Below are 11,991 nucleotides of genomic sequence, written 5' to 3' on the forward strand. Positions count from 1 at the left end.
CCCTTGAGCAATTGCAGTGAAAAGATTCAAATTACATCATGTTTAACAACGGTTTATATCAAGTTATCCAAAACCACCACTGATTTATATCTCTCGAAGTTTTGTTTGCCAATAAGCTCCATCATGAGCAATGGACTCATCAATTCACTCGACATTCTGCTTAAGAAAAATGACGACACTCTATCTTCCATGGATAAAGATTTACTAACCCATGCCATCTACTTTTTTAGGTCTCAGTTCTCAAACTAACGTTGAGCTACCATATAAGCATCGCCATTAGACATTGTTTTCTTTGGAGTTTTTTCTGAACTCCTGAGGCGTTACACCATACTTCTTCTTAAAGATCGTACAAAAGTACGCCGAGCTATTGAAACCACTGAGTTCACTGATTTTTAAAACATTATATGACGTGAATGTTAAGTAGTTGATGGAGATACCTAACCTTACATCATTGAGAATGTGCGAGAAGGCGCCCCCTTCCTTAGAGAGGTTTCTCCGTAACGTAGAAGGGCTGGTAAACATACAACTCGCCGCCAGGTCTAACGTCCACTTCTTCGTTGGTTCAGACATAAACAGCTTGGCTAAACGAGAAGACAGCGATATGTGATAGTCACTGTTAAACAATATGCTGACATCCACACCTTTTTTATACAGCAGTAATACCAAGTGAAAGATACTCTGCTTCAGTGCGATATTTTTAATGCTTTTCAGCTTTTGGCAATTATTAAGTTGTCTATTTGAGTAAAAAATTTCGCACAGCTCTTTACTCTTATACAGAATAAATGACTCATTCTTGTTTTTGTTTAAGATGAGGTCATTAAGCTTTTCGAGCTTCACCTTCATCTTTTTGATGTCAGTCTTGTTGAGAGTCACTACCTCAAATGAGCTCTCATCCCCCTGCCTAAGCAGATCGCACTCAACCATCGCCCCTTCTGGGATAACCAGTAAGCTATTGTTAAACAATGACACTTCGCTTCCATTGATGGCGATGAACCCTTGGTAATTGGAGATCCGAACGAGTAAGCTCCTTTTCGAACGGTAGGGCTTCAGTGTGACTTTCTTTGATTGAACTTGATGGAAAAACATATGCGAATGACCTGATGCTTTTTTCTGAGAGTATCACTCCTCCCACTGAAAACATCATGAGTCATAATCAATGAGATATTTTCAAAATAATATGATGGTATTTCTACATTTCGTATTTATTGGTGTATTTTCTGGTAAAAAAACGCAGTTAACATGATAAGCGTCTGTTTATTATATAAAACAGACAGAAAATCCTACCCTTGTTATTTAACACCTAATAATAACAACCATTTAATTATTCGCTCATTCGATATAACACAGCTAGGTTGGTACACTATCCGGGTTTCTGTTTGTATTTTTTAAATCACCTGAGATATACCACTATTTTCGAAGGAATTATGGAGCGAATTATTCGATTTTTTACTTTCGGTCTTTGGGGAACGAAAGACGAACGACACCTTTCAAGAAAGATCAATCATTCTTACACATCATTAAAAGTCGTTGGCAGGGGGACCGTGTTTATATCTGCCAAAGAGGTTCATCAAGACCTAATGACGAACAATATTTATGAAAGAGCTCGGTTACTCGTTGAGGAGAAATAGTTGTTTTTGTTGCTAATCTTACCAATCTTGGTAAGTGGTTTTTTGGTTTGTCATATCCATCCGTTCTATCGATACAAGGTGCACCGTTATGAAGGGCAGTACCTGTACTTAAAAAGCGCAAACTTAGGCATGATATGTTTGTTTATCGCCTTAGGCTTAGTCTTGATCATTAATCGCTACGCGTATTTTTTCGCAGCCATCACACATGTAGCTCCGATAAAATGGTTACCTGATGCATTGTTGGCACAGACGCCTTATGAGTTTACATCGAACCTACTCTATGAACTTGATGCCTTTACCAATCAAGAGGTTATCAATCTCACCTGGGTGACCATGATTACGTTTTCGATGTTGCTCGTTCCTGTATTTTGGTCTCTGCTCGCCTACATCAAATATTGCATTCGCTACATGACGTTTAGCCCAAAAGAGCGACTGAATGCGAGAGTCTTTTCCGACAGCTCGCTGGATGACTTTCTCTTTAAATCAGCGTTAGAAAAAGGGGACAAAATGGTCATGCTGACCCTGTCGGATAGAAGGTTATATGTGGGGAAAGTACTCAGCCTAGGCGAGCCCAACGAAGCAGAAGGACTCAACCAAGAGATATCGATAAAGCCGGTAATGAGTGGGTATCGAGACAAGGGTACGCTAGAAGTTCATTTTACTAAACACTACGCCAATAGTGATGCCAATGCCGTCACCATCATCAAGCAAGATCTGATCTCTTCAGCCTGCGCTTTTAGCTTTGCAACCTATGAGAAATTGCATCGAAAAGGCTAGAAAGTGGGAAAGCGTATCATCCTACCCACGGTTGATACGCTTATCATACTTCTACGCCGGCTTTACGTTTAAAAGAAATTGCTCTAGTGAACCAATTCCCGCCAGCTCAAAAATCTGATTAAGCACGTTCTGATGGTAATTGTGCATATCAAGGATTTCCTCAATCACCTCTCGCTCCATGCTACCCAGAAAAATGCCCGCTAATATCGCGTCAAACCAGCGGAAAGTACACCGAGCGACGACGTTTTTTACGTTAAGTTCATTTGCCCTAATCGTGATATCCAGCAGCAGTTGGTACTTATAAAAATATAGCTCACTGCCATATTCCTCCGTAATAGGGAACGCCTCCGCTTCCTCGCCAAATATCAACAAGCGATCTTCTATCATTTCTTGATGCTTGGCTTGCACATTGCGTCTGAAATTACTGACTTCCACACCCAACCATGAACCGACCAGCAAGATGTAACTGTCCATGCCTTGAAGGCTCTCAAGTACTTCCTGCTGTTTTTCATAGATGGCCTTTCTCACCGCTGGCACTTTAGCCTTCGGGCATAAACCACGCCAAGCAAGGTCCAATAAAGTCACAAGTTCATTGGGATCTTCGTTATCCGAGTAATAAAAGGTAGAGCGGTTGATGAAGCGATCTGCCAAACGTTGATGTTTATCCCTGTAGAGATGAATCAGACAGGCATCCGTCGTTTTACAATAAGCTTCACAAGGTATAGAAACATAGTGTGATTGGACGCGGTTGACTTGATAGTGCGTGTTCTCGCACGAATGTCCCAGAATGCGTTTTAAGAGGCCCATAAATCTCCTAAAGACCTACAAGAGGTTGATATCCTTAACAAACAAACTTAATGGTGACTCTGCACCCTAGCACGTTGGTTTTTTATTTGGGTCTCATACCGGAAGTTGACGGTTTTTCACTGTAACTTGCTTGAGAATCTAAAGGAGAGAATCCCTGCGCCGTAACTCATTCAAGAGAAGAAGTACGTCAGATCAAAAAAAGCCAGTCTCTCAGGACTGGCTTTTGTTTTGTGGAACGAGGCAGGTTACTTAATAAATGAAATACAGCCCTGCAGAATCACTAAGTTGACGATGTCGATAAAGAACGCGCCAACAATAGGCACCACCATGAAGGCTTGTGGTGATGGACCGAAGCGGTTAACGATAGAGCCCATGTTCATTACTGCGGTTGGCGTCGCGCCCAGACCAAAACCACAGTGACCACTTGCGATGACCGCTGCATCGTAGTTGCTGCCCATCACACGGAACGTCACGTAGTAAGCAAAAAACGCCAGAATCACCGATTGCACCGCCAGAATGATAAGGAACGGGATTGCCAAATCAAAGATGTTCCACAGTTTTAGGCTCATTAGCGCCATCGCTAAGAACAGAGACAGCGAAACCGTACCAAGAATATCGACCGTTTCAACATCCACTTTGCGTACTTTGGTTACTTCCATGATGTTGGTGATCACCACACCGATAAACAGCGCGTAAACGAAGTCTGGAATCATCAACCATTTGATGCCAAAGCTGCTCACCCAGCCTTCTAAGTAATCAGCACCAGTAACACACAATAGAATGATCGATAAACTCTCGACCACTTTCTTCGCGGTTACGCGGTCTTCTTCGTGCTCGTTGTAGGTCACCAATTCAGGGAAACGCTCGTGAGTCTGATTGGTGCGTCCGTATTCAGATTCAAGGTTACGTTTATCGATCAAGCGCTGCGCTACTGGGCTGCCGATGATGCCACCAATCACCAAACCAAAGGTAGCGGATGCCATTGCCACTTCTAAAACGTTGTGCAAGCCGTACATGTCTTGGAAGGTTTGCGACCATGCTGCGCCTGTACCATGACCGCCAGACAGCGTAATCGAACCTGCAATTAAGCCCATTAGCGGGTCTAAGCCGAGCACCGTTGCCAAAGAGACACCGACAGCATTTTGGATAAGAATGTACACCGATGCCACAGCTAAAAAGATAAACACCTTAGCGCCACCTTTAATCAACTGGGTGTAATTCGCAGCCAAGCCAACGGTAGCGAAGAACATCAACATGAAAGTGTTTTGCAGCGGTAAATCGAAAACTAAATCCACGCCATTGAAATGCATCGCGGTGATCGCACATGCGACAATCAAACCACCCACGATTGGCTCGGGAATATTGAATTTCTTTAAGATCGGTAATTTAGCGTTAACGAATTGTCCCAGGAACAACACACAAATAGCTACGAGAAACGACTCTTGTGGACCGACAGAAATGACCTGATTCATAAAACCTCTTTGCCTCCTTTTTCTCATCCTTTGAGTAACAACTCGCAGGTTGAGCGGTATTTAGGCAGTTCAGAGTGCCTACTGAACGTGTGGTTTTCTAGGGTCCAAACCCACTAAATTCTCATTAAATAAGAAAGCAACAACTCGGATATTCACCAAATTCTCACCCAGTGAAAAAACACACTTTTTCACCAAGTTTTGTGGCGCAATTTTCTCGTTTTTTTCGCACTTCTCAACTTATGAGAAGTGAACAATTTTTTGCCATTTTTTAAGGGCAAAAACGTATGCGATTGCGTGCAAATTTTGTGTGAAACTCTGATGCAAACTTTGTCGAATTTTCTTCGACAAAAGTGATTGAGAAAACAGCGCAAGAAGATTGGCGCTTTCTATCCCACCGCCAAGGTGTTATACATATATATAACACCAACTCAGCCAAGGAAACCAATCATGACGCATTGGCATGATCGCCAACCGATTTTCCGTCAGTTGGCTGACCAGATCACCCAGCAAATATTGCAAGGCATCTGGCAAGAGGGCGAAGCTTTGCCTTCGGTACGCAGTGTCTCTGCGGATATGAAGATTAACCACCTGACGGTCATGAAAGGCTATCAGTTATTGGTTGATGAAGGATTGGTAGAAAAGAAACGTGGGCAAGGCATGTTTGTCGCCCAAGGTGCAAAAAAACAGCTGCTTGCTGATGAAAAAGCCCGTTTCCTTGAACAACAAATTCCGCAGATCGCCGACACATTACAACGTCTGGATATGTCACTTGATGAATTTATCCAACAAATCCAAACACATATTGAAGGTGACCAATGAGCGCATTAGTCAGTGTAAAACACGTCTCCAAGCAATATCGTCAGCAGGGTGAAGCGCTGCATGACGTGAGCTTTGATCTACAAGCGGGTCAAGTGCTTGGCTTGCTAGGTCATAACGGTGCGGGTAAATCGACTCTCATTAACGCCCTACTCGGTGCACACGAATATCAGGGCACCATTCGCATCAACGGCTTTGAGCCAATTATGCAACGCGACAAAATCATGCAGAGCTTGTCTTACATCTCGGATGTGAACGTGCTGCCAAACTGGATGACGGTTGCTCAGTTGCTCGATTACACCGAGGGCGTACACCCAGGTTTTAATCGCAGCAAAGCCGATGCCATGCTTCGTCAAACCGACATCAAGCCGCGTGCACACATCAAATCCCTATCGAAAGGCATGAAGGTGCAATTGCACTTGGCTGTCGTCATCGCGACCAATACGCAGATTCTGATTCTGGACGAGCCAACGCTTGGCTTGGATTTGGTTTATCGCGATACCTTCTACCGTCACTTGCTGGAATGGTTCCATGATGGTGAGCGTGTACTGATCATTGCGAGCCATGAAGTATCGGAAATCGAACACCTACTGACGGACGTGCTGATCCTTAAACACGGTCAACCTGTTCTGCAAACCTCAATGGACAGCATCAGCGAAGATTACTTCATTCTCGATGCCAGTGATGAGCATCGCGCACAAATCAAAGCGCTGAAACCACTGTCATCGCAAAAAGGCTTAGGCACGACTAAATGGTTGCTGTCATCCCAATACGCAGAACAAGTTGCAGGGCTGGGTGATGTGTATGGCGTCAAGCTTGCGGATCTGTTCTTGGCATTGCAGAAGGAGGCAGCATAATGAAATCGATTGTCGCGATGTTGCGTAAAGAATGGCTAGAGACCCCATTGGTTACACGCGTGCCGTTGTTTATGTTTGCCTGTGGCGTGCTGCTGTTCGTCAGCTTAATGAGTAGCTCGACACTGCAACACAATATGTTCTTCCAAATGAGCCTTGGTGGTGATGTCAGTGACATCCACAAAGAACTAGGCGATGACGTCAACATGCTGATCACAGGTGGCATTGGTTTATTGTCGATCCTGCTTGGCACTCAATACTTCCCGAGAACGCTGCGTAAAGAGCGCTCAGAGGGCAGTATCATGTTTTGGCGCAGTATGCCTGTCAGTGACGTAAAAACCCATCTAGTGAAGCTGACGTTTGGTTTATTGGTGATTCCATTGGTGTGCTCGGTATTGGTTTTCGCTGCGGACTTTATGCTGTGGATGTTAAATGTTTCAACGGACCACCAGCTGGCGTTGTTGTATCGACAAGCATCACTGGGCTTCGTACTGCTGAACTGGGTTGAATTCTTGCTTCGAATGGTAGTGGCTGGCGTGTTGCTATTGCCGCTCGCACTAACCGCAATGGCAATCTCACAGAAAGTGAACTCCCCCTTGTTGGTCATCTTGATTGGTATTTACGCGCTACGTTGGATGCCAATTGCGATGTTCAACTTCTATGGTCTGGATGATTTCTTCTCAGCAATTTTCTATCTACCACTGCACGCGATTCTTGCGCCAAACCCGTTCAGCGCGATTCCAGATGCAGGTTGGATGAACGTTGGGATTTACGCTTTCATCGGTGTGCTTGCTTGGACGGCTAGCATCAAGTTCAGCCGCACTGTGGACTAACAAGCACAAGCACAAGCACAAGCACAAGCACAAGCAAAACCACACATCAAAAGCGAGGTTCTGTCCTCGCTTTTTTCATTTTCAGCACCATCAATCTTCATTCTCTTTACTTCAACGCAAAAATAATCAGCCTATAGCAATAGCGCTCCGGTGTGGTTAAGTTCATAATCCCCCGCTTAATGCGCTCGGCGCTGTTATCTAGAATTTTTGAAAAGCAGAACATCAACCATGACCACCAAGCCAACAGTCATTATTGGACTGTACAACCCAAAGAGTCCAACCAACGTTGGCGCTGTATTGCGAGCCGCTGGCTGCTACGACGCTGCGCAAGTTCGTTACAACGGCACACGCTACAGCCGCGCAGTAAAATTCCAGACCGACACCCAGAACTCACAAGAACGCATTCAATTAGTGGAGATGGAAGACCTCACTGCTAATGTTGCCGACGATGTGGAAATTGTTTGTGTTGAGTTAGTGGTCGGCGCAACAGCACTGCCGCACTTCACTCACCCAGAGAACGCGATTTATGTGTTTGGACCGGAGGACGGCTCACTGCCGCAAGAGATGGTCGATAAGGCGCATCACGTGGTGTACGTACCAACTCATGGTTGTATGAACCTAGCCGCGACAGTCAATGTTGTGCTTTACGATCGCATGGCGAAAACACTAGGGACGATTGATGACCACCAGCAAGTCGTTGCTAATCGCGACAACAAGAACCGCTTGAAAATGAAAGCTTGCGTCTAGACAGACGAAGCTACTCATTGGCGAACGCCAGATACAAAAAAGGTCACAGCAATACTGTGACCTTTTGTTTTATTTGGCGTCTTAATCTATCTAGCCAAGGAACGAAATGTAGCCTTGTAGGATGATCAAGTTAACGATGTCGATGAAGAAGGCACCAACGATCGGCACAACCATGAACGCTTGTGGTGACGGACCAAAGCGGTTAACGATTGAACCCATGTTCATTACCGCCGTTGGGGTTGCACCCAAACCGAAACCACAGTGACCACCTGCGATAACCGCAGCATCGTAGTTGCTACCCATCACCTTGAACGTTACATAGTAGGTGAAGATAGCCAGAATCACTGACTGCACGCCTAGAATCACCAAGAATGGGATCGCTAGGTCAAAGATGTTCCATAGTTTCAAGCTCATCAGAGCCATCGCTAGGAACAGAGACAGCGACACCGTACCTAACATGTCGACCGTTTCGGCATCCAACTTACGAATCTTGGTCACTTCCAAGAAGTTAGTGATGATCACACCAATGAACAACGCATAAACGAAGTCTGGAATCATCAGCCATTGAATGTCGTAAGTGCTCACCCATTGCTCTACGTACTTAGCACCTGTTACACAGATCAATAGGAAGAACAGTTTCTCAACCACTTTTTTCGCGGTTACTTTGTCTTCTTCGTACTCGTTGTACGTCACCAACTCCGGGAATTTCTCGTGGGTTTTGGCATCTCGACCACCACGACCATACTCAGATTCGATGTTGTTCTTTTCGACCAGACGCTGCGCAACCGGACTACCGATGATACCACCGATGATCAAACCGAATGTTGCTGACGCCATCGCGATTTCCAATACGTTATTCAAACCGTAAACGTCTTGGAAAGTTTGTGACCACGCCGCCCCCGTGCCGTGACCACCTGATAGAGTAATCGAACCAGCGATAAGCCCCATCAGCGGATCTAAACCCAATGCCGCTGCCAGTGAAACACCGACACCGTTTTGAATGATGATGTAGAACGACGCGACTGCTAAGAAGATGAAAACCTTCGCGCCCCCTTTCATTAACTGAGTGTAATTTGCTGCCAAACCAACGGTAGCGAAGAACATCAGCATGAATGTGTTTTGCAACGGTAAGTCGAACTCCAAATCGACGCCGTTAAAATGAAGAGCAGTAATGATGCAGGCAACGATTAAGCCCCCTACAATCGGCTCAGGTATGTTGAATTTCTTTAAGATCGGTAGCTTAGCATTAATGAAATGCCCCAGGAAAAGCACACTGATCGCAACCAAAAAGGACTCCAGTGCACCTACAGATATTAAATGATTCATATCGCCTCTTATTATTGTTCTCTTCATCCTCCGTAATGATTGAGTGTTAGTTTAACCTTCGCTCAATAGCAAATTTTCTCGCTATATTTTTCCGAAAATACTCAAAAGGTTGTGTTAAATGCGCCTTAGGCTAGTTTAAGGGACGGTCGTTAAGCGATGTTCTGATTTACGCGCTATTCGCAAGCCCTAAAATGTAAAAGGAGCCTGTTAAGCTCCTTCTTATCCTCTTCATAGACAAACAGAAATGACTGCTTGCAGGAGATGGATATCGTGTTGTGAGTATTGTCCGAGTGACACTTTCTGAACCGCTATCGGGCTCCCTTACTTAAACAGAATGTGATCATCACTATCGAGCAAAGTTCCTTCCCGTCATAACGAATAGAGCGCCGAGGTGGCGCTCTAACATCTGGGTTTGCTTGTATCCCATCGTAGTTAAAAACTCTGACTCATGGTGTTTGGAACGAGCCGAATCCCGGGAAATTCTCAAGCTTGCAACAAGTGTTCTCGTTACAACGGAGCGAGATTATAACATATCGCTGAAAATTTTCCTCATTTCAGTGCTATTCGCCACTTTCATAGTTTGCTTCTGCAATGATCAACTGTTCAATATCATTACTGCAGATGAAAGCGCGAAGTGCCTCGAACTTGGCTTCATCCCACGTGTAGATTTGCAGGGCGAGCAACTTATCAATGATGTCTTGCTCAAAGCGAAGCTTAACAGGCTTTGCTGGTGTTCCTGCCACCACGGTGTAAGGTGGGACATCTTTGGTCACGACGCTGTTTGCGGCAATCACTGCGCCTTCCCCAATGGTGACACCGGGCATGATCATCGCGCGCATGCCAATCCAAGCCGCGTCACCAATCACGGTGTCTCCTTTGCCTTGGTAAGATTGCTCGATGTCATCAAGGAACGGATACAGACAGAACCAGTCCGTCCTGTGATTATGGTTGCCGCCCATCAAAATCACCGCTTCAGCCGCGATACAAACGTAATCACCGATGTAGAGCTGATCGACTTCCCACCTCGGTTGCCACGCTTTACTGACTTCATCGCCATGCAGATAACGCACGACAGAATCTTCGAAGCCATTATCCCAACAATCGCTGTAATAACTATGGGTGCCTTTGATGTGGATGTTTTGGTTTTGCACCACTTGGTGCAGGTACTGAAATTTGGACCAATGTTTTTTCATGGCAATTACCTCAATAGAGTAAATGTATGCCACGGAACGATTTCTCGTGGCGTTGTTGCTGCGTTCTCAGTCAACGACGCCTATTGGATGCGGGGTTGCAGTAGTAATGGATTATTCATGAATGTGTCCTCCAGCGCGCACACTATAAAAAGCATGTATAATTTTCAAGCAAACCAAACAAATAACAAGATTCCGAAAATGAAAAGTCACTCTGCCTTTGCCTCTCTGCTGCTGTTTGCTGCCACAGCGTCTGCGAGCGAAAACATTAAAATCGAATACCGCCCTGCGGAAACTGCCGACGATCGCTTTGCTGCGCAAGTGATTGAAAGCAGTGAAGTGAACGACATCTTTGTCCAGCTTTCCGATGATTACTTCCCGTTTGATAACCCACTAACACTGACCTACGGTGGCGAAGACGGTCCGCTTTACGATCCAGAAACCCATACCATCCATATTCCCTACACCTTCTATCTGGAATCATTCAACTACTTCACCAACAACAAGTACCAAGAACGTTACGGTAAAGCACCGAAAACGGGCGCGCTCGATACTTTGCTGCACACACTACTGCACGAAGCCGGACACGCTTACATTGCTGATCAAAACATTCCGGTACTGGGTAAAGAGGAAGATGCGGTTGATAACTTCGCCACCATTTTGTTGATTGATTACGTTGATGACGGTGCCGATGTGGCGATCAGTGCTGCGGACATGTTCGCATTCGAATCCGACGACAGACCGGACTACTACGATTTTGGCGAGTACATTGATGAGCACAGTTTCGATCTGCAGCGTTACTTCTCTACCCTGTGTCTGGTCTACGGCAGCGATCCGGAGCAATACAAAGCCTTACTCGATGAAGTAGAAAAAGATTACTTGCGCGATCGCAAAGAGTTCTGCCAATTCAATTACGGCAACATCCGCGATAATTGGCTGCATTACTTGCAAGACAATGAACTAAAAGAAAAATAATCGCGTAGAAGGGATAAGAACTGCCAATAGTGAATTCAATCATGACCAAACTGACCGTATTTTACGATGGCACTTGTCCCTTGTGCGCCAAAGAGATGAGTGCGCTAAAACAACGCGATGCCGAGCAGCAAATCAAAACCATCGACATCTACAGCGAGGCATTCGCTGATTATCCGCAGATCAATCCTGAACAAGCCAACACCATTTTGCACGCTCTCAATAAAAAGGGAGAACTGCTGCTTGGGTTGGACGTGACTCATCGTGCATGGCAATTGGTCGGTCGCGGTTGGTTGTATGCACCATTGCGTTGGCGCATTATCAAACCTGTTGCGGACTGGCTTTACCTCAAATTTGCCAAAAACCGCTACCGCGTCTCCTACTGGCTAACGGGCACTTCTCGCTGCAATAACGGTTCGTGTTCACGTTAATTGTGATCCCGCTTAAAAATGCTACGACCTTAGTCTAAATTTATAAACTTCCTGTACTTCTGATTGATTAACTCAGTTAATCTCTAAGCATTACAACAATAAGTATTAATAATTTTATCAGGCAGACTTATTCAGCTT

12 protein-coding genes are annotated in these 11,991 nt (G+C 45.1%); 7 read left to right on the forward strand and 5 right to left on the reverse strand.

Annotated elements, in window-relative coordinates; translation table 11 throughout:
- Nucleotides 1-276 precede the first annotated feature (276 nt).
- On the reverse strand, nt 277-969 hold the full coding sequence (locus QTO06_RS03100; protein ID WP_226982138.1) for a helix-turn-helix domain-containing protein: 693 nt from the start codon (nt 967-969) through the stop codon (nt 277-279).
- Between the two features lie 659 nt (nt 970-1,628).
- Between QTO06_RS03100 and QTO06_RS03105 the strand changes: the two genes are divergently transcribed.
- Nucleotides 1,629-2,405 carry a hypothetical protein gene (locus QTO06_RS03105; RefSeq protein ID WP_050902350.1) on the forward strand — a complete coding sequence of 259 codons (777 nt, stop codon included), beginning with the start codon at nt 1,629-1,631 and terminating at the stop codon, nt 2,403-2,405.
- A 51-nt stretch (nt 2,406-2,456) separates the two neighbouring features.
- Here QTO06_RS03105 and QTO06_RS03110 read toward each other — a convergent pair whose 3' ends face one another.
- Together QTO06_RS03110 and gltS (QTO06_RS03115) are read right to left on the reverse strand one after the other, a co-directional pair.
- Entirely contained in the window at nt 2,457-3,212 is a 756-nt protein-coding gene (locus QTO06_RS03110; RefSeq protein ID WP_331406836.1) for a hypothetical protein, read from the reverse strand.
- Nucleotides 3,213-3,457: 245 nt separating this feature from the next.
- The gene (gene gltS / locus QTO06_RS03115; RefSeq protein WP_331406837.1) at nt 3,458-4,684 is read right to left on the reverse strand and encodes a sodium/glutamate symporter; all 1,227 of its coding nucleotides are present in this window, start codon (nt 4,682-4,684) and stop codon (nt 3,458-3,460) included.
- 447 nt (nt 4,685-5,131) lie between these two features.
- Here gltS (QTO06_RS03115) and QTO06_RS03120 point away from each other — a divergent pair, with 447 nt between their 5' ends.
- From QTO06_RS03120 to QTO06_RS03135, 4 genes are all read left to right on the forward strand, one after another.
- Complete coding sequence (locus tag QTO06_RS03120) at nt 5,132-5,503, forward strand: GntR family transcriptional regulator (RefSeq protein WP_005428840.1); 372 nt, start codon at nt 5,132-5,134, stop codon at nt 5,501-5,503.
- Entirely contained in the window at nt 5,500-6,357 is an 858-nt protein-coding gene (locus tag QTO06_RS03125; protein WP_331406838.1) for an ABC transporter ATP-binding protein, read from the forward strand. The genes QTO06_RS03120 and QTO06_RS03125 overlap by 4 nt, the downstream gene beginning before the upstream one ends.
- Nucleotides 6,357-7,187: a hypothetical protein gene (locus tag QTO06_RS03130; protein ID WP_331406839.1), complete on the forward strand. Its 831-nt coding sequence runs from the start codon at nt 6,357-6,359 to the stop codon at nt 7,185-7,187. The genes QTO06_RS03125 and QTO06_RS03130 overlap by 1 nt, the downstream gene beginning before the upstream one ends.
- Nucleotides 7,188-7,415: 228 nt before the next feature.
- Nucleotides 7,416-7,934: an RNA methyltransferase gene (locus tag QTO06_RS03135; RefSeq protein ID WP_331406840.1), complete on the forward strand. Its 519-nt coding sequence runs from the start codon at nt 7,416-7,418 to the stop codon at nt 7,932-7,934.
- Nucleotides 7,935-8,024: 90 nt separating this feature from the next.
- Here the strand turns inward: QTO06_RS03135 and gltS (QTO06_RS03140) are convergent, their stop codons facing one another.
- Together gltS (QTO06_RS03140) and QTO06_RS03145 are read right to left on the reverse strand one after the other, a co-directional pair.
- The gene (gltS, locus tag QTO06_RS03140; protein ID WP_005428854.1) at nt 8,025-9,260 is read right to left on the reverse strand and encodes a sodium/glutamate symporter; all 1,236 of its coding nucleotides are present in this window, start codon (nt 9,258-9,260) and stop codon (nt 8,025-8,027) included.
- A 560-nt stretch (nt 9,261-9,820) separates the two neighbouring features.
- Nucleotides 9,821-10,453, reverse strand: coding sequence for a CatB-related O-acetyltransferase (locus QTO06_RS03145; RefSeq protein WP_047514589.1), 633 nt, complete (start codon nt 10,451-10,453; stop codon nt 9,821-9,823).
- A gap of 198 nt (nt 10,454-10,651) precedes the next feature.
- On the opposite strand from QTO06_RS03145, the gene QTO06_RS03150 reads away from it, so the two are divergent.
- Both QTO06_RS03150 and QTO06_RS03155 read left to right on the forward strand, forming a co-directional pair.
- Nucleotides 10,652-11,425 (forward strand): DUF4344 domain-containing metallopeptidase, encoded by a 774-nt coding sequence (locus QTO06_RS03150; RefSeq protein ID WP_199478843.1) that lies wholly within the window; start codon nt 10,652-10,654, stop codon nt 11,423-11,425.
- 41 nt (nt 11,426-11,466) lie between these two features.
- Nucleotides 11,467-11,853 carry a thiol-disulfide oxidoreductase DCC family protein gene (locus tag QTO06_RS03155; protein ID WP_331406841.1) on the forward strand — a complete coding sequence of 129 codons (387 nt, stop codon included), beginning with the start codon at nt 11,467-11,469 and terminating at the stop codon, nt 11,851-11,853.
- The last annotated feature ends 138 nt before the right edge of the window (nt 11,854-11,991 follow it).

The organism is Vibrio sp. M260121 (genome assembly GCF_036533715.1).
In the GTDB taxonomy this organism is placed as follows: domain Bacteria; phylum Pseudomonadota; class Gammaproteobacteria; order Enterobacterales; family Vibrionaceae; genus Vibrio.